17 protein-coding genes are annotated in these 17,281 nt (G+C 53.9%); 10 read left to right on the top strand and 7 right to left on the bottom strand.

The annotated features are described in order from the left end of the window. The first annotated feature begins 3 nt into the window (after window positions 1–3). Both EDC54_RS06730 and murJ read left to right on the top strand, forming a co-directional pair. Window positions 4–642, top strand: coding sequence for a DUF480 domain-containing protein (locus tag EDC54_RS06730; RefSeq protein WP_132454521.1), 639 nt, complete (start codon window positions 4–6; stop codon window positions 640–642). Window positions 643–886: 244 nt separating this feature from the next. Continuing rightward, on the top strand, window positions 887–2,422 hold the full coding sequence (murJ, locus tag EDC54_RS06725; protein ID WP_132454520.1) for a murein biosynthesis integral membrane protein MurJ: 1,536 nt from the start codon (window positions 887–889) through the stop codon (window positions 2,420–2,422). Between the two features lie 66 nt (window positions 2,423–2,488). Here the strand turns inward: murJ and argS are convergent, their stop codons facing one another. Next, entirely contained in the window at window positions 2,489–4,219 is a 1,731-nt protein-coding gene (argS, locus tag EDC54_RS06720; RefSeq protein WP_132454519.1) for an arginine--tRNA ligase, read from the bottom strand. Between the two features lie 648 nt (window positions 4,220–4,867). Between argS and EDC54_RS06715 the strand changes: the two genes are divergently transcribed. Both EDC54_RS06715 and cutC read left to right on the top strand, forming a co-directional pair. Beyond that, window positions 4,868–5,422 carry a VOC family protein gene (locus EDC54_RS06715; RefSeq protein ID WP_132454518.1) on the top strand — a complete coding sequence of 185 codons (555 nt, stop codon included), beginning with the start codon at window positions 4,868–4,870 and terminating at the stop codon, window positions 5,420–5,422. A gap of 267 nt (window positions 5,423–5,689) precedes the next feature. Further along, complete coding sequence (gene cutC, locus EDC54_RS06710; protein WP_132454517.1) at window positions 5,690–6,448, top strand: copper homeostasis protein CutC; 759 nt, start codon at window positions 5,690–5,692, stop codon at window positions 6,446–6,448. Window positions 6,449–6,601: 153 nt separating this feature from the next. Here the strand turns inward: cutC and cmoB are convergent, their stop codons facing one another. From cmoB to EDC54_RS06690, 4 genes are all read right to left on the bottom strand, one after another. Beyond that, on the bottom strand, window positions 6,602–7,585 hold the full coding sequence (cmoB, locus tag EDC54_RS06705) for a tRNA 5-methoxyuridine(34)/uridine 5-oxyacetic acid(34) synthase CmoB (RefSeq protein ID WP_132454516.1): 984 nt from the start codon (window positions 7,583–7,585) through the stop codon (window positions 6,602–6,604). Beyond that, a complete protein-coding gene (cmoA, locus tag EDC54_RS06700) occupies window positions 7,582–8,325 on the bottom strand; it encodes a carboxy-S-adenosyl-L-methionine synthase CmoA (protein WP_132454515.1) in 744 nt (247 codons plus the stop codon). The genes cmoB and cmoA overlap by 4 nt, the downstream gene beginning before the upstream one ends. A 161-nt stretch (window positions 8,326–8,486) precedes the next feature. Next, window positions 8,487–8,882 (bottom strand): MAPEG family protein, encoded by a 396-nt coding sequence (locus EDC54_RS06695; RefSeq protein WP_132454513.1) that lies wholly within the window; start codon window positions 8,880–8,882, stop codon window positions 8,487–8,489. Between the two features lie 155 nt (window positions 8,883–9,037). Next, the gene (locus EDC54_RS06690; RefSeq protein ID WP_132454511.1) at window positions 9,038–9,850 is read right to left on the bottom strand and encodes a DUF72 domain-containing protein; all 813 of its coding nucleotides are present in this window, start codon (window positions 9,848–9,850) and stop codon (window positions 9,038–9,040) included. 410 nt (window positions 9,851–10,260) lie between these two features. On the opposite strand from EDC54_RS06690, the gene aspS reads away from it, so the two are divergent. The 6 genes from aspS to ruvB all read left to right on the top strand — a co-directional run bounded on the left by aspS (window position 10,261) and on the right by ruvB (window position 15,572). Next, the gene (gene aspS, locus EDC54_RS06685; protein ID WP_132454509.1) at window positions 10,261–12,057 is read left to right on the top strand and encodes an aspartate--tRNA ligase; all 1,797 of its coding nucleotides are present in this window, start codon (window positions 10,261–10,263) and stop codon (window positions 12,055–12,057) included. A 1-nt stretch (window position 12,058) separates the two neighbouring features. Next, window positions 12,059–12,502, top strand: a complete 444-nt coding sequence (gene nudB, locus EDC54_RS06680) for a dihydroneopterin triphosphate diphosphatase (RefSeq protein ID WP_132455124.1) — start codon at window positions 12,059–12,061, stop codon at window positions 12,500–12,502. A 23-nt stretch (window positions 12,503–12,525) separates the two neighbouring features. Next, window positions 12,526–13,269: a YebC/PmpR family DNA-binding transcriptional regulator gene (locus EDC54_RS06675; RefSeq protein WP_132454507.1), complete on the top strand. Its 744-nt coding sequence runs from the start codon at window positions 12,526–12,528 to the stop codon at window positions 13,267–13,269. 63 nt (window positions 13,270–13,332) lie between these two features. Further along, entirely contained in the window at window positions 13,333–13,854 is a 522-nt protein-coding gene (gene ruvC / locus EDC54_RS06670) for a crossover junction endodeoxyribonuclease RuvC (protein ID WP_132454505.1), read from the top strand. Window positions 13,855–13,945: 91 nt separating this feature from the next. Further along, the gene (ruvA, locus tag EDC54_RS06665; protein WP_132454503.1) at window positions 13,946–14,560 is read left to right on the top strand and encodes a Holliday junction branch migration protein RuvA; all 615 of its coding nucleotides are present in this window, start codon (window positions 13,946–13,948) and stop codon (window positions 14,558–14,560) included. Between the two features lie 7 nt (window positions 14,561–14,567). Beyond that, window positions 14,568–15,572, top strand: a complete 1,005-nt coding sequence (gene ruvB / locus EDC54_RS06660; protein WP_132454501.1) for a Holliday junction branch migration DNA helicase RuvB — start codon at window positions 14,568–14,570, stop codon at window positions 15,570–15,572. A gap of 137 nt (window positions 15,573–15,709) precedes the next feature. Here ruvB and znuB read toward each other — a convergent pair whose 3' ends face one another. Both znuB and znuC read right to left on the bottom strand, forming a co-directional pair. Beyond that, window positions 15,710–16,495, bottom strand: a complete 786-nt coding sequence (znuB, locus tag EDC54_RS06655) for a zinc ABC transporter permease subunit ZnuB (RefSeq protein WP_132454499.1) — start codon at window positions 16,493–16,495, stop codon at window positions 15,710–15,712. Beyond that, window positions 16,492–17,250, bottom strand: a complete 759-nt coding sequence (znuC, locus tag EDC54_RS06650) for a zinc ABC transporter ATP-binding protein ZnuC (RefSeq protein WP_132454497.1) — start codon at window positions 17,248–17,250, stop codon at window positions 16,492–16,494. The genes znuB and znuC overlap by 4 nt, the downstream gene beginning before the upstream one ends. Window positions 17,251–17,281 lie beyond the last annotated feature (31 nt).

The following is a 17,281-nucleotide window of genomic DNA, read 5'->3' as shown; positions in this document are numbered from 1 at the left end:
AAGATGAAACACCCGTTAGATGCTCGTGAAGCCCGCGTGATCGGCTGTCTGTTGGAAAAGCAGATCGTGACGCCCGATCAGTACCCGATGTCGCTAAATGCCCTCACTGCGGCCTGCAATCAGAAAACCAACCGCGAACCCGTGATGACGCTGAGCGAAAGCGAGGTGCAGGACACGCTGGATGGACTCATGAAAAAGCATTTCCTGCACACATTCAGCGGCGTGGGTAACCGCGTTATGAAGTACGAGCATCGTTTTTGCAATTCGGCATTTGGCGATCTGACGCTCTCTCCTGCGGAAATCGCGCTGGTGGCGACGCTACTGCTGCGTGGCCCACAGACGCCGGGAGAGCTGCGGACACGCGCCGTGCGACTGTATGAATTTTCGGATGTCGCCGAGGTTGAATCCACACTGGAGCAACTGCGACAGCGCGATGACGGGCCCTTTGTGGTGAGGCTCATGCGGGAACCCGGTAAACGGGAAAGTCGCTACCAGCACCTTTTCGGCGGCGAGATCAGTGAGGTAATGACTCCAGACACAGACAGCACAAGTGACTATTTACCGCTGATCGAGCGGATTGCGGCGTTAGAAAAAGAGGTGGCGGAACTCAAACGTCGGTTTGATGAGCGTTTAGCGCAATGACGTCAGAACAGGTCGACGCGGTACATCATATCATGGCGATAATTGAACAACGGAAACTAGCGGAAACATCCGGTAACGGGGCGTTGCAGTCTCAACGTATGAGGGAAAAATTGCTGGAAAATACCGCTGTGATGATAATGTTCGGTAGCTATTGTATGCGCAATGCGTAGACTAGTCGCACCCCGCAATCAGGATAGCCTGTAAGGGATCATAATCGCTCCTGAACAATTCAGAAAATAATCGGATGAATCTACTTAAATCACTGGCTGCCGTCAGTTCCATGACCATGTTGTCGCGCGTTTTAGGCTTTGTGCGCGATGCGATCGTCGCGCGTATTTTTGGTGCAGGTATGGCGACGGACGCCTTCTTTGTGGCGTTCAAACTGCCTAACTTGCTCCGGCGAATTTTCGCAGAAGGCGCATTTTCACAGGCCTTTGTCCCCATTCTGGCCGAATATAAAAGTCAGCAGGGCGATGAGGCCACGCGGACGTTTTTAGCTTATGTCTCCGGTATGTTGACGCTGATTCTGGCGCTGGTGACCGTCGCAGGGATGCTGGCCGCGCCCTGGGTCATTATGGTGACCGCCCCCGGTTTTGCGGCGACGCCGGAGCGCTTTGAGCTCACCTCTGCGCTCTTGAGGGTCACGTTTCCCTACATCTTGCTGATCTCACTGACCTCGATGGTGGGGTCGGTGCTGAATACCTGGAACCGTTTCTCTGTACCTGCCTTTGCCCCGACGTTGCTTAACGTCAGCATAATTGGCTTCTCGCTATTTGCCGCACCGTATTTTGATCCCCCCGTGATGGCGCTGGCCTGGGCAGTGCTGGTTGGCGGTTTGCTGCAACTCGGCTATCAACTGCCGCACCTGAAAAAGATCGGCATGTTGGTTCTGCCGCGCCTGAAGTGGCGCGATCCGAGCGTCTGGCGGGTTATGAAGCTGATGGGGCCTGCGGTGTTGGGCGTATCTGTCGGCCAGATTTCGCTGATTATCAACACCATTTTCGCGTCCTTCCTCAGCGAAGGGGCGGTGTCATGGATGTACTACGCTGACCGCCTGATGGAGTTCCCTTCCGGCGTGTTGGGCGTGGCGCTGGGAACGATTCTGCTTCCCTCTTTAGCGAAAAGCTTTGCCAGCGGTCACTATGAGGAATGCTCGCGTCTGATGGATTGGGGATTACGCCTGTGTTTCTTGTTGGCGCTGCCGAGCGCGGTGGCATTAGGCATTCTGGCGCAGCCCTTAACGGTGTCGCTGTTCCAGTATGGCAAGTTTAGCGCGTTTGATGCGTTGATGACGCAGCAGGCGCTGATTGCCTACTCGGTAGGGCTCGTCGGGTTAATTGTCGTCAAAGTCCTCGTGCCGGGCTTCTATTCCCGTCAGGATATCAAGACGCCGGTAAAAATTGCGATAGTGACGCTGATCCTGACGCAAATCATGAACCTGATCTTTATTGGCCCGTTACAGCATGCCGGTCTGGCGTTGTCCATCGGTCTGGCTTCCTGCCTGAACGCAGGGTTGTTGTACTGGCAACTGCGTAAGCAGGCTATTTTCCAGCCGTTGCCGGGGTGGCGGGGATTTCTGGTTCGCCTGCTGATTGCGGTTGCCGTCATGTCGCTGGTGTTGCTGGGCATCCTCGGGTGGATGCCCGCATGGGATGAAGGCAGTATGACGCTGCGGATCCTGCGTTTGCTGGTGGTAGTGATCGCCGGCGCCGCCGCTTATTTCGCCACGCTGGCGCTGTTGGGCTTCCGGCCCCGGGATTTCGCTCGCCGTAGCGTATAATCGCCAGATAAAAAAACGCCACTGGCGGCAGCGCCGGTGGCGTTTCTGTCACTAATTGCGAAGCGGTTACATCTTCTCAACGGTTTCGATACCCAGCGTATCGAGACCTTGTTTCAGCGTTTTTGCCGTGAGCAGCGCCAGTTTCAGACGGCTCTGACGCACGTCATCATTTTCGGCGTTGAGAATCGGGCAGTGTTCGTAAAAGCCGGAGAACAGACCCGCCAGATCGTACAGATAGGCGCACATCACATGTGGGGTGCCTTCGCGTGCGACGAGGGTAATCGTTTCTTCAAATTGCAGCAGGCGTGTGGCCAGTGCGTATTCGCGCTCGTCGTGCAGCGCTACCGGCTGGGTTAACTCAGTTTCCTGAATGCCCGCGCGTTTAAAGATAGAGGCGACGCGCGTGTAAGCGTATTGCATGTAAGGCGCGGTGTTGCCTTCAAAGGCCAGCATGTTATCCCAGTCAAACACGTAGTCCGTGGTACGGCTCTTCGACAGATCGGCATATTTGATCGCACCGATGGAAACCACTTTCGCCAGCGCGGTTAACTCATCGCTTTCCATTTGCGGATTTTTTTCCGCGATAAGTTTCAGTGCGCGATCGTAGGCTTCATCCAGCAGCTCGGACAGCTTGATCGTTCCACCTGCCCGCGTCTTAAAGGGCTTGCCATCTTTACCCAGCATCATACCGAACATGTGGTGTTCCAGACTGACAGAATCCGGCACATAACCGGCTTTGCGCACAATGGTCCAGGCCTGCATCAGATGCTGGTGCTGGCGAGAATCAATATAATAGAGTACGCGATCGGCATTCAGCGTTTCATAACGATATTTGGCGCAGGCGATATCCGTTGTGGTGTAGAGATAACCGCCATCCTTTTTCTGGATAATCACGCCCATCGGTTCGCCTTCCTTGTTTTTGTATTCATCAAGAAAAACCACCGTAGCGCCTTCGCTTTCCACCGCCAGACCTTTTTCCTTCAGGTCGGCGACGATCCCCGGCAACATGCCGTTATACAAACTTTCACCCATGACATCGTCTTTGGTCAGGGTGACATTGAGGCGCTCATAATTGATCTGGTTTTGCGCCATGGTGATATCGACGAGCTTGCGCCACATCTGGCCGCAATATTCATCTCCACCTTGTAATTTCACCACGTAACCGCGCGCACGTTCGGCGAACTCGGCATCCTCGTCGTAGTGCTTCTTCGCTTCACGGTAGAACGCTTCAAGATCGGAAAGATCCATCTCGTTGGCGTTTTCGTTTTGCATTTTTTCCAGATAGGCAATCAGCATGCCGAACTGTGTACCCCAGTCACCGACGTGGTTGGCCCGAATCACGTTGTGGCCTAAAAACTCCAGCGTGCGGGCTGCGGCATCACCAATAATCGTTGAGCGCAGGTGTCCGACGTGCATTTCCTTTGCGACATTCGGTGCAGAGTAATCAATCACGATCGTTTGCGGTTCAACCGGCGCCAACCCCAGTTTGGGGGCCGTCAGCGCATTCTCAACCTGAATCGCAACCCATTGCTTATCAAGGAAAATATTAATAAACCCCGGTCCTGCGATTTCTGTTTTTTCCGCAATACCCTCCAGCGCTAAAAGCTGGACGACTTTTTCGGCCAGTTGCCGCGGCGGGATGCCCAGTTTTTTTGCCACGGCCATGACGCCATTGGCCTGATAATCACCAAACTGTGCTTTTGCTGACTGACGAACTTGAGCTTCGCTGCCTGCTGGCGCACCTGCGGCAGTCAACGCCTGGCTGACTTTTTCAGAGAGGAGAGCCTGAATATTCACTGGTTTACCTTAAATAAAAAATCAAGCCTTGCTTATACCATATTTGCCTTTCCTCGTCAGCAGACGGCAGGCGTGCCGGCGGGAGATTCGGGCGAAAAGAAACCCGACACGCAGGAAAGGGATAAAATGACAGAAGGGAAGAAAAATGAAAGGAGAACACGACTAAAAGAAACAATAAATTTAAAAAGAGGATAAATGAAAATTGCGTTGTTAACGTTTTTTGGAACGATTATTTACACCAATTTTATGCGCATCTCTGGTTTTAAAATGGCGAAAAATCGCATACAACGCAATAATGATAAGCGCGATAGATATAATGAGTAAGACCATGATGTTATCTCAGTGTTATTATTGGATTCTTTAAGCTATACGTTTTCTATTCGCGATTCAACGGGAGTCGATGTATTTAAGATTCATCCCAGTGTCGATAGCGAAAGATATTGATATTTAAGATTGCGGCAAGATTTTTTCGGCTTATTCATCAAATAATATGGTTTTTGTTTCTTCTCATTTAGTGCGATTTTACTTGTGAGGATGTAAATGAATGTGCGCAACGTAAAAGCAGAATTGAAAATGTTATTAATATGATATTCTTAGCGCATTAAAGGCCATTGAACACAGAAAATGCAGCAAGGAATGTTATCCGATATGTTACCCCATGATTTGTTAAAGGATTTAGTGCGTTTCGAACAGGAACTCGATGCACTGGCTGATGAACTACGGTTGGATTTGGGGGCGTTTCACGCTGACCACATTTCGCTACGCTGCCATCAGAACGCAACGGCGGAACGTTGGAAAACGGCGCTGCTGAAGGCTGGCAGGCTATTTTCCGACAACCAGATTAATGGTCGTTCGATCTGCCTGTTTACCCTAAACGACGCCCTCCCGGTTGGCCCCTGGATGATTGAGTGCATTGAGCTGCCGTGGCCGGGGGAAAAACATTATCCTCATGAGGGCTGGGAACATGTCGAGCTGGTGCTGTCTGGCGACGCGGAAACGCTGCATCAGCGTGCGTTGGCCTGCCTGTCTGATAACGCGTTATCTACACCGGGCATCAAACTTAAATTCAGTTCACCGCAGGGTGAAAATGAACGGCTTCCTAATCCGACGTTGGCGGTCACGAATGGTAAGGTGACAATAAAGTTTCACCCTTTTGATATACGAGAGGTGGCTGCCAGTGAAATGGGTTGGCAATGTAAATAACAGCGCTGGCGTAATTAGAAAGAGCACGTTAACCGGAAAGATAAATAGGGAAGATCCTTTATTCGTCCCCATTTTATCCGCTGTGCAGCAGATTAATAAAATTGTGGTTTATGTCATGTTTATTTCAGTGACTTATCTTATTCATTGTGACTCCTGTCTCCTCATGATGCGAAAGTGAGTGCCATAGTTATTACTTTAGTCGGCGTGATGATTCGCCGCTGTCATTGATAATGAAGAAAGCCTGTAGGCGTACATGGAGGAGCAGCGATGATCAAACTGGAGGTGTGTTGTTATAGCGTTGATTGCGCGATAACGGCAGCCCAGTCCGGGGCTGACAGAATTGAGCTCTGTGCGGGGCAACGGGAAGGGGGCGTGACGCCAGGGTATGGGGTATTACGCGAGGCCCGGAAAAAGATTGCGATTCCTGTTCATCCGATTGTGCGCCCGCGTGGCGGTGATTTCTGTTACAGCGCGACGGAGTTTTCTGCGATCAAATATGATCTGGCGCAGATACGTGAAATGGGGTTTCCCGGCGTCGTTGTGGGCGTATTGAATGAGGAGGGGCACATCGATTTAGCGAAAATGCGTGAAATCATGGCGCTGACTCAGGGGATGACGGTGACCTTTCATCGCGCGTTTGACATGTGCCTGAACCCCTATGTTGCATTAGAGCAGCTTACCGATCTTGGGGTGTCGCGTATTTTGACTTCCGGCCAGCAGCAGACCGCGGAAAATGGGTTGCGATTATTACGTGAACTAACACAGGCCAGTCGCGGTCCAATTATTATGGCCGGTTCCGGCGTGCGCTTAACTAACCTGCATAAATTCCAGCAGGCCGGAATCCGGGAGTTGCATAGCTCAGCAGGCCAGTGGATGCCATCCGTAATGCGTTACCGCAAGATCGGCGTGTCAATGTGCGCTGAAACAGAGCTGGATGAGTTCAGCCAGTATTGTGTGGATGGTGATGTCGTGGCGGCGATGAAACGAGCGGTAAGTCCGGATCGTGAGACACAATACGCCTCATAAACGTCATGTGTTTTGCGGCGCGGATGCAGGCAACGTCATGCCATTTTTCACTTTTGCCGCGCAGCATTCCGTCAGGTTTGTATGGCAAGTACCAGGCCCCAGCGTGTTGCTGGGGCTTTTTTTGTCGGGTTCGTTAAAGGCGGGGGATAAAGGCTATAGGTCGATGCCGGGCTTACGCGCAACCAGTACGGCACGCACCGGCGCGGGATAACCCTCCACCGTTTTCGTCGGATCATCCGGGTCGAGGAATTCAGCCAGCGATTCCGTGACCATCCAGTCAGTGCGGCGCTGCTCCTGGGTGGTCGTGGTGCCGATATCGACGACGCGGATATCAACAAAGCCGCATTTCTCAAGCCACGTGGTCAAGGCTGCGGCGGAAGGAATGAAATACACATTGCGCATTTGCGCGTAGCGTTCTCCCGGAACCAACACCTGATTTTCATCGCCGTCAATGACCAGCGTTTCCAGCACCAGCTCGCCACCGGCCACCAGCTGATTCTTCAATTGCCACAGGTGATCGAGCGGGGAACGGCGGTGATACAGCACGCCCATGGAAAACACGGTGTCAAACGCGGCCAGTTCGGGAAGCTGTTCAATGCCGAGCGGTAAAACGTGCGCTCGCTGATCGTCACCGAGCAGTTTACGGACGGCTTCAAACTGACATAAAAAAAGCTGCATGGGATCGATGCCGATCGCCATCGTCGCACCTTCCCCAACCATACGCCACAAGTGGTAGCCGCTGCCGCATCCCACATCCAGAATCAGGCGGTTCTTTAGCGAGCTGATATGCGGCAGAACGCGCTGCCACTTCCAGTCGGAACGCCACTCGGTATCGATGTTCACGCCATAGAGTGAGAAAGGGCCTTTACGCCAGGGCATTAAATTACGCAACAGCTTTTCGATGCCTTCACGCTGGCCTGCGGAAATATCCGGTTCCATGCGTGCGGTGATGCCGTTGTGTAAATCCAGCGTCGTTGGCGTCAGGGCGGGAAGATGCTCCAGCGTGTTAAACCAGAGCTTAAATTTGCCGTGCAGTGAGGCCTGCTGCCAATGACTTAACTGCGCAGGTAAGGTGTTCAGCCAGTGGCTGAGCGGGCCTTTTGCGATTTGCTGATAAAAACCGCCGAAATCAATCACGCTTTTTCCTCTGCTTTCACCGCTAATAGCGAGCCAAAATTAAAACACTGGAACCAGATTTCGCTATGTTCAAAACCCGCGGCAGACAGCCGAGCCTTGTGCGTTTCTACGGAGTCGGTCAGCATGACATTTTCCAACATACTGCGCTTCTGGCTGATTTCCAGCTCGCTGTAGCCGTTTGCCCGTTTGAAGTCGAGATGCATGTTAAACAGCAGTTCGCCGACGTCTTTGTCGGCAAAACTGAATTTCTCGGAAAGGACGAGTACGCCGCCGGGATTAAGTCCCTGATAAATGCGCTCAATGAGTTTCTGCCGTTGCGACGGCGCCAGGAATTGCAGCGTGAAGTTCAGCACCACCATTGAGGCGTTGTCGATCTCGATATTGAGGATATCCGCTTCTACCACCTCTACCGGCGTATCGGAACGGAAGGCATCGATGTGGCTGCGGCAGCGCTTTATCATGGCCGCAGAATTATCCACCGCGATTATCTTGCAGCCCGGCACGTGGATATTGCGCCGCATAGACAGCGTCGCCGCGCCCAGTGAACAGCCCAGATCGTAAACGCGGCTTTCAGGCCGGACAAATCGCTCGGCCAACATGCCAATCATCGAGATGATGTTGGAATAGCCGGGTACAGAACGTTGGATCATGTCGGGAAAGACGTCGGCAACGCGTTCGTCGAATGTCCAATCGCCTAAATTGGCAATGGGCACGGAAAAAAGCATATCGCGATTTGGCATGGCTGAAAGTGCATCGAGAGAAAAAAGAAGCGCGCATTCTAGCAGAATACGGCATGGCCTTCACCTTCCACGTTGTGCCGGGGGTAGGGATAGCATCGCCAGCCGGACAGAGGAATTGCCGTTCATCCGGGCGGGACGAACGGTGTTTTCGCCTCACGTGGTTAGTACAGCGTGAAGACCAGATCCCAGGGGAGATAGTAAAGATTTGCGGCAATCATCAGGATGAGCGAGGCATAGGTGGCCGCCATGCCAGATCGCCGCCAGTTAAACTCGCGGTGACGAAGCCCGTAATAGTGAAATAAACGCCCGGCAAGCAGTAAAATACCGCAAAAGTGGATCATCACGATAAGCGCGCCGTTCATCTCCATCAGCACCAGCAGAATCGCGGCGATTGGGATATATTCCACCGCGTTGCCGTGCACCCGAATCGCCGTTTGCAGTTCATAAAACCCGCCGTCGCCATGTGACACGCGATATTGCATTCTGAGTTTAACGACATCGATAGACAGTTTTATCAACAAGATTGCGCCAAGCACGATATAGAGCGCACTGACCATTTTTCACTCCGTGACCTAACCAAAAACGGCTTGCGAAATAATAGCTTTACTGCGCGCGACTGTCGCCTGTAAAGCCCGTTTTTTTTAGCGGAAATGGATTAGGTTACCAAATTGTTTATAACAAAAAGAACTAATACTTATCGGTATTCGCCGGATTAAAAGAGTGTAGCCTGCTGTGGCCAATCGGGTTGGGGCGGCAATGTCGGGTTGATCTCGGCGAGGAAAGGCCAAAGTTGCCGCGCCAGAGGCGGCGCATCGCCGATATCCGGGGTATGGATAAAGAAAAACGGTTTTGCCTCACGCCACTGCGGCAACGTGTTACGCCATGATTCGAACCAGTGGCGGTTTTCTGCCCACGTCTCACAGCCGATAAAGCGAATCAGCGGCTGCGTAGCCGTCAGTACCGCGTGTACCGGCAGACGCGGTTTTTTACGCTGCGCTTCGCGCATTGCCGCACTCTCTGGCGCGGCATGATGAACCGGACGGCTGTCGAGGATCACGCGGTTGATGCCGCGCTGCCGGAGTCCCTGATTGAGTTCGCGCTCTTCATCGCCTTTGGCGAAAAACAGCGGATGGCGTACTTCTACGCCATAGCTGAACCCGTGTGGCAGGGCGTCAAGGAAGCGCCACAGAACGGACAACAGCGGCGGGCCAAAGGCCGCAGGGAGCTGTAACCAGAGCTGCCCGATGCGGTGCTCAATCGGCGTCAGACACTGAAAAAACAGGCTGACATCGTTGTCGCAGTGTTGCAAGGCCGCCTGATGGCTGATCGTCGAGGGGAATTTGAAGCAAAAACGAAACTCGTCGTGCGTCATATCGCGCCAGCGCTCGACGGAGGCGCGAGCGGGCAGGGCATAGAACGTCGTGTTGCCTTCCACGCAGTTAAAATAGCGGCTGTAGTCGGCCAGGTTGTTCATTCCCAGTCGGTGCCATGCGGGGTGCTGCCATTGTGGTAATCCGATGTACATGATTGCCCAATCGTCGTGATGCGGCCCAATAGAATGTTGCGCTGATTATCGCGCATCTTGGTGGCGCACGCGAGCAAAGTCGGCCCGACAGGGGATGAATCGCTAAGCCTCCGGCGTTATTTCGTGACGGCGGACAATGCCGGATTAATGAGACAACGCAAGGCAATTCCTGCGGCGCCGACTAGCGAACATTTTATTAGCCGGAAAGGAAATTTCGCAAAAAGAGTAGGCGACTGCGACGCAGCGCGTTACCTTCATGCTTATCGTTCGGGCGAATATCCTTTATAATAGTCGCCTTTTTTCACCGGACAGTAATCCAGAAAAACCATCCCGCTTAGCGAAAATGCCACTGTTTTTGCGCTGCTACCCGTGAAACGTGTGAGCTGGCGGATGAGTAAAAGGACATCGTGATGCGTACTAATTATTGCGGGCAGTTGAATTCGTCCCATGTGGGCCAGGAAGTGACATTATGCGGTTGGGTTAACCGCCGCCGCGATCTGGGTGGTTTGATTTTTATTGATATGCGTGACCGGGAAGGGCTGGTTCAGGTCTTTTTTGACCCGGATCGTCAGGAGGCCTTTACGCTGGCGTCCGAGCTGCGTAATGAGTTCTGTATTCAACTTACCGGCGTGGTGCGCGCGCGTCCGGAAAGCCAGGTCAACAAAGATATGACGACCGGGGAAGTGGAAGTTTTCGCCAGCGCCTTGACGATCATTAACCGCTCTGAAGCGTTGCCGCTGGATTCCAACCAAACCAACACCGAAGAAGCGCGTCTCAAATTCCGTTATCTGGATTTGCGCAGGCCGGAAATGGCACAGCGCCTGAAAGCACGCGCGCGCATCACCAGTTTTGTCCGCCGCTTTATGGACGATCACGGTTTTCTGGATATCGAAACGCCGATGTTGACGAAAGCGACGCCGGAAGGCGCGCGCGACTATCTGGTGCCGAGCCGTGTGCATAAAGGCAAGTTTTATGCGCTGCCGCAGTCGCCGCAGCTGTTCAAACAGTTGCTGATGATGTCCGGGTTCGACCGTTACTATCAGATCGTCAAGTGCTTCCGTGACGAAGACTTGCGTGCCGACAGGCAGCCGGAATTTACCCAGATCGATGTGGAAACCTCTTTCATGACTGCGCCGCAGGTGCGTGAAGTGATGGAAAAACTGGTGCGTGAATTATGGCAGGAGATAAAAGGCGTCGATCTGGGAGATTTCCCGACCATGACGTTCGCGGAAGCGATGCGCCGTTTCGGTTCCGATAAGCCGGATTTACGTAACCCGCTGGAACTGGTCGATGCCGCCGATCTGGTTAAAAACATCGACTTTAAAGTCTTCTCCGGCCCGGCAAATGACGCGAAAGGGCGTGTTGCCGCTATCCGCGTACCGGGCGGCGCACAGTTGAGCCGTAAGCAGATTGATGAATACGGCAAATTTATCGAAATTTACGGCGCGAAAGGTCTGGCTTACATCAAGGTCAACGAACGTGCCAAGGGGCTGGAAGGGGTTCAAAGCCCGGTAGCGAAATTCCTGAATGAAGAGAATCTGTCTGCGCTGTTGGATCGTACCGCAGCGCAGGATGGCGACATCCTGTTCTTTGGCGCGGACAGCGCGAAAGTGGTCACTGATGCGCTGGGCGCGCTGCGTCTCAAACTGGGGCGTGACTTAAACCTGACGAAAGACGATAGCTGGGAACCACTATGGGTCGTTGATTTCCCGATGTTTGAGGAAGATGACGAAGGCGGTCTGGCCGCGATGCACCATCCGTTCACCGCACCGCGTGATATGTTGCCTACTGAACTGGCGGCCAATCCCGTTTCCGCTATCGCCAACGCCTATGACATGGTGATCAACGGTTACGAAGTCGGCGGGGGTTCCGTGCGTATTCACAATGGCGAAATGCAGCAAACCGTGTTCAGCATTTTGGGCATTACGGAACAAGAGCAGCGCGAGAAGTTCGGTTTCCTGCTGGATGCGTTGAAATTCGGGACGCCGCCTCATGCCGGCCTGGCTTTTGGCCTTGATCGTCTGGTGATGTTGCTGACGGGCACGGATAACATTCGTGACGTTATCGCCTTCCCGAAAACAACGGCGGCGGCCTGCCTGATGACGGAAGCGCCGAGCTTCGCCAATCCGGCCTCGCTGGAAGAACTTGCTATCGCCGTCGTCGGGAAAGGGAAATCGGCTCAGGATGGCAAAGCCGAGAACGAATAAAATGGCCTATAAGCGACCCGTCTCGGTTCTGGTGGTGATCTACGCACGTGACACCGGTCGGGTGCTGATGTTGCAGCGGCGTGACGATCCCGAATTCTGGCAGTCGGTCACCGGCAGTATAGAAGAAGGGGAAAGTGCGCCGTATGCCGCGCAGCGTGAAGTCAAAGAAGAAGTTAACATTGATATCGCGGCTGAAGCGTTAACGCTCTTTGACTGTCAGCGCTGTATTGAATTTGAGCTGTTCGCTCATTTAAGACGTCGCTATGCGCCGGGCGTGACACACAATACCGAACACTGGTTTTGTCTGGCATTACCGACGGAACGCGAGGTGCAATTATCCGAGCACCTTGCCTACCAGTGGCTGGATGTGTCCCATGCGGCACAGCTTACCAAGTCCTGGAGCAACCGGCAGGCGATTGAGGAATTTGTTATTTATCCGGCCTGAACAGGCTTTTTTCGGAGATTTTTATGGCAGGTCATAGTAAGTGGGCTAACACAAAGCATCGTAAAGCAGCGCAAGACGCCAAACGCGGTAAGATTTTTACCAAGATTATCCGCGAACTGGTCACCGCGGCCCGTCTGGGCGGCGGCGATCCCGGGTCTAACCCGCGTCTGCGCGCAGCGGTCGATAAAGCACTGTCCAACAACATGACGCGCGATACCCTGAACCGCGCGATTGCCCGTGGTGTCGGCGGTGACGACGATGCCAACATGGAAACCATCATCTATGAAGGTTACGGCCCGGGCGGTACCGCGGTTATGGTTGAGTGCCTGAGTGACAACCGCAACCGTACCGTATCTGAAGTGCGTCACGCCTTCAGCAAGTGCGGCGGTAACCTCGGAACAGACGGTTCGGTCGCCTATCTGTTCACGAAGAAAGGCGTGATTTCGTATGCGCCGGGGCTGGATGAAGATACGGTAATGGATGCGGCGCTTGAAGCCGGTGCGGACGACGTCGTGACTTATGACGATGGGGCGATCGACGTTTTCACCCCGTGGGAAACCTTCGGTGAAGTGAAAGATGCGTTGGATGCGGCCGGTCTGAAAGCCGAAGCCGCAGAAGTGTCCATGATCCCATCCACCAAGGCGGATATGGATGCGGAAACGGCGCCGAAGCTGATGCGTCTGATCGATATGTTGGAAGACTGCGACGATGTGCAGGAGGTTTACCATAACGGCGAAATCTCCGATGAGGTGGCTGAGCTGCTGTAACGGCAGATCGGGAATGCAAAGCAAACACCTCAATTCACGCGGGCGAACTGGCGGAGCGGTGTGATGACAATCATATTAGGCATCGACCCCGGTTCGCGCCTGACGGGCTACGGCATTATCCGTCAGCAAGGGCGTCATCTGACCTATCTGGGTAGCGGCTGTATCCGCACCGTGGTGGATGATATGCCCACGCGTCTTAAGCTGATTTATGCTGGCGTCAGTGAGATCATTACGCAATTTCGTCCGGACTGTATGGCGATTGAACAGGTGTTCATGGCAAAAAACCCGGATTCGGCTCTGAAGCTGGGGCAGGCACGCGGAGTGGCTATCGTCGCGGGGGTGAATCAGGAGCTGCCCGTGTTTGAATATGCGGCGCGGCTAGTGAAACAAACCGTGGTGGGTACGGGCGCGGCGGACAAAAAGCAGGTGCAGCATATGGTTCGTTCGCTGCTGAAGCTGTCCGCCAGTCCGCAGGCGGATGCCGCCGATGCGCTGGCGATCGCCATTACCCATTGTCACTTCAGCCAGAACCTGTTGCTCACCTCTGCCGCGAAAGTGAGCCCACTGGCGGGGCGACGGCGCTGAAACAGGAGGCTGGATATTCATCCAGCCTTTTTTATGTTATATACTCGTCATAGTTCAAGCCATTCTTTCCCTATATAAAAGGAAGCGCAACGTGATAGGTCGTCTCAGAGGCATTATCCTGGAAAAACAGCCGCCGCAGGTGCTGATAGAAGCTAACGGCGTGGGTTACGAAGTCCATATGCCGATGACGTGCTTTTATGAACTCCCTGAGCTCAATCAGGAAGCGGTGATCTTCACCCATTTTGTTGTTCGTGAAGATGCGCAACTGCTGTTCGGTTTTAATGATAAGCAGGAGAGAGCGCTGTTCCGTGAGCTGATCAAAGTCAATGGCGTCGGGCCAAAGCTGGCGCTGGCGATTCTTTCCGGCATGTCCGCCACGCAGTTTGTCAGCGCAGTGGAACGCGAAGAGATCGGCGCGTTGGTTAAACTTCCTGGCGTGGGTAAGAAAACGGCGGAAAGGCTGGTGGTAGAAATGAAAGATCGCTTCAAGGGATTGAGCGGCGATCTGTTTAATCCGATCGGTGATATTGCGCCATCGCCTGCTGTTGCAGAAAATCGCGCCAGCGATCCAGAAACGGAAGCCGCAGCGGCGCTGGTAGCGCTGGGCTATAAACCCCAGGAGGCCAGCCGCATGATTTCTAAGATCGCGCGTCCTGATGCCGACAGTGAAACCCTGATCAGGGATGCACTGCGCGCGGCGCTGTGAGGTATTCATGATAGAAGCCGATCGTTTGATTTCCGCTGATGCCGTGCCCGAAGAAGAATTTATCGACCGGGCAATCCGCCCCAAGCTGCTGACGGAATATGTGGGGCAGCCGCAGGTGCGAGAGCAGATGGAAATTTTTATTCAGGCGGCCCGTAAACGCGGAGACGCACTGGATCATCTGTTGATTTTCGGCCCCCCCGGTTTGGGTAAGACAACGTTGGCGAACATTGTCGCCAATGAAATGGGTGTGAACATGCGCACAACGTCGGGACCGGTGCTGGAAAAGGCTGGCGATCTCGCCGCGTTGCTGACCAATCTCGAACCTCACGATGTGCTATTTATCGATGAAATCCACCGTTTGTCGCCTGTTGTGGAAGAAGTGCTGTATCCGGCGATGGAAGATTATCAGTTGGATATTATGATCGGCGAAGGGCCAGCTGCCCGTTCGATCAAACTCGATTTACCGCCTTTCACGCTGATTGGTGCGACGACGCGGGCTGGTTCGTTAACCTCGCCGCTGCGCGATCGCTTCGGCATTGTGCAGCGTCTGGAGTTTTATAAAGTCGCGGATTTGCAGTATATCGTCAGCCGCAGCGCGCAATGCTTAGGGTTGGATCTGACATCGGATGGCGCCCTTGAAGTGGCGCGTCGCGCGCGTGGTACGCCGCGTATTGCCAACCGGTTATTGCGACGAGTGCGCGATTTCTCCGAAGTGAAGTCGGAAGGGGCGATTACCGGTGCCGTGGCGACGCAGGCGCTGGACATGCTGGCGGTGGATACCGAAGGCTTTGACTACATGGATCGCAAACTTTTGTTGGCGATCATCGATAAATTCATGGGCGGCCCCGTCGGTCTTGATAACTTAGCGGCAGCGATTGGCGAAGAGCGTGAAACCATAGAAGATGTGCTGGAGCCGTTTCTGATCCAGCAGGGGTTCATCCAGCGAACGCCGCGGGGACGAATGGCAACGCAGCATGCCTACCGGCATTTTGGCATCACGCGTGAGGAATAGTCTCGCTTTCTGCCTCCGGACTATGCCGCGCAACATGTGAGCGGTTATAACCCGCATAGTCAATATGGCCAGCGCGTCAAACGATCGGGCCCCGCTGAAATGCTTATTCAGCGGGGCTTTCTTTTTGTCGTGATGGTTCAGGCAGGCTGTTTTCGCAGCAGACTGAAAATAAACAGTAGGGATGCGCATAGCACCACAGAAGGGCCTGCGGGCGTATCATAGAGCGCGGAGAATGCCAGGCCGCCTGTCACTGCGATCGCGCCAACAAGAATGGCAAAGCCTGCCATTTGCTCCGGTGTCCGGGCAAAGCGCCGGGCGCTGGCGGCGGGGATGATCAGCAAGGAGGTAATGATTAATGCGCCGACAAACTTCATTGCGATGCCAATGGTTAGTGCCGTGGTCAGCATTAAAATCAGTTTGGTTCGCTGTAGGTTTACGCCATCAACGTGTGCCAGCTCCGGGCTGATTGTCATGGAGAGCAGCGCACGCCATTGCCAGCGCATCATGCCAATCACCACCATGACGCCGGCTCCGATGACCCACAGGTCTTCCGATGTGACGGAGAGCAAATCGCCAAACAGGTAGGCCATCAAATCGATGCGCACATTATTCATGAGGCTGACGACAACCAGCCCAAGCGACAAGGCACTGTGCGCCATAATGCCGAGCAGCGTGTCCACGGCCAGATAAGGGCGACGTTCCAGCCAGACGAGTCCCAGAGCCAGAAGGAGTGTGACCACGATGACAGCGGAAAACAGATTGATGTTCAATAACAGGCCGAAAGCGACGCCCAGTAGGGAAGCATGCGCCAGCGTATCGCCAAAGTAAGACATTCGCCGCCAGACGACGAAAGACCCCAGCGGGCCTGCCGCGATTGCCAGTAACATGCCCGCCAGCCAACCGGGAAACAGGAGTTCGATCATGCGTCCTTTCCACCTTGTCGTTGCAGAATAATACGTCCGTGCAAATCATGACGATGATTGTGATGGTGACGATAAATCGCCAGCTGTTCTGCCCCCCGCTGACCAAACATCGCCAGAAATTCAGGATGAAGAGACACCACCTCAGGGGTGCCGGAGCAGCACACGTGCTGATTCAGGCAGAGGACTTCATCCGTTTTTGCCATCACTAAGTGCAGGTCGTGCGATACCATCAGCACGGCGCAATGAAATTCCTGCCGCAGTTGATTGATCAAATCGTACAGTGCCAACTGCCCGTTGACGTCCACCCCTTGGGTCGGCTCGTCCAGCACCAAAAGCTGGGGCTGGCTGAGTAACGCACGCGCGAGCAGAACGCGCTGGGCCTCACCACCGGAAAGCTTCTGCATCGGCTGTTCCCGCAGATGCGCGGCCTGCACGCGTTTGAGCGCAGGTAAAATATCCTGTTTTTTCACACCGGGACGCAGCTGCATAAAACGACTGACGGTTAAGGGGAGTGTGGCATCCAGATGCAGTTTTTGCGGGACATACCCGATGCGCAGCGCGGGTTCCCGCACGACCGAGCCGGACGTTGGGGCAAGCAAACCCAGTACTATGCGAACCAGCGTGGATTTCCCCGCGCCATTTGGCCCGAGCAGCGTCAGAATCCGACCTGCCTGTAAGGTAAGGCAAATATCAGACAGGACCTTTCGGTTGCCGAATGCCACTGAAATATGATTGAGCGAGACTAATGTGGACATAGAATTCGGTTTATATCACCTTCGCAATGTT

This window comes from Samsonia erythrinae, from assembly GCF_004342665.1.
GTDB lineage: Bacteria > Pseudomonadota > Gammaproteobacteria > Enterobacterales > Enterobacteriaceae > Samsonia > Samsonia erythrinae.
Note: the sequence above shows the minus strand (reverse complement) of the source record. Positions and strands in the feature narration are given on the sequence as shown.

What these genes read in the sequence shown, in the direction of transcription:
- EDC54_RS06730 (WP_132454521.1), top strand. Translation starts at nt 4, where the DNA reads ATGAAACACCCGTTAGATGCTCGTGAAGCCCGCGTGATCGGCTGTCTG.
- murJ (WP_132454520.1), top strand. Translation starts at nt 887, where the DNA reads ATGAATCTACTTAAATCACTGGCTGCCGTCAGTTCCATGACCATGTTG.
- EDC54_RS06715 (WP_132454518.1), top strand. Translation starts at nt 4,868, where the DNA reads ATGTTACCCCATGATTTGTTAAAGGATTTAGTGCGTTTCGAACAGGAA.
- cutC (WP_132454517.1), top strand. Translation starts at nt 5,690, where the DNA reads ATGATCAAACTGGAGGTGTGTTGTTATAGCGTTGATTGCGCGATAACG.
- cmoA (WP_132454515.1), bottom strand. Translation starts at nt 8,325, where the DNA reads ATGCCAAATCGCGATATGCTTTTTTCCGTGCCCATTGCCAATTTAGGC.
- EDC54_RS06695 (WP_132454513.1), bottom strand. Translation starts at nt 8,882, where the DNA reads ATGGTCAGTGCGCTCTATATCGTGCTTGGCGCAATCTTGTTGATAAAA.
- EDC54_RS06690 (WP_132454511.1), bottom strand. Translation starts at nt 9,850, where the DNA reads ATGTACATCGGATTACCACAATGGCAGCACCCCGCATGGCACCGACTG.
- aspS (WP_132454509.1), top strand. Translation starts at nt 10,261, where the DNA reads ATGCGTACTAATTATTGCGGGCAGTTGAATTCGTCCCATGTGGGCCAG.
- nudB (WP_132455124.1), top strand. Translation starts at nt 12,059, where the DNA reads ATGGCCTATAAGCGACCCGTCTCGGTTCTGGTGGTGATCTACGCACGT.
- EDC54_RS06675 (WP_132454507.1), top strand. Translation starts at nt 12,526, where the DNA reads ATGGCAGGTCATAGTAAGTGGGCTAACACAAAGCATCGTAAAGCAGCG.
- ruvC (WP_132454505.1), top strand. Translation starts at nt 13,333, where the DNA reads ATGACAATCATATTAGGCATCGACCCCGGTTCGCGCCTGACGGGCTAC.
- ruvB (WP_132454501.1), top strand. Translation starts at nt 14,568, where the DNA reads ATGATAGAAGCCGATCGTTTGATTTCCGCTGATGCCGTGCCCGAAGAA.
- znuB (WP_132454499.1), bottom strand. Translation starts at nt 16,495, where the DNA reads ATGATCGAACTCCTGTTTCCCGGTTGGCTGGCGGGCATGTTACTGGCA.
- znuC (WP_132454497.1), bottom strand. Translation starts at nt 17,250, where the DNA reads ATGTCCACATTAGTCTCGCTCAATCATATTTCAGTGGCATTCGGCAAC.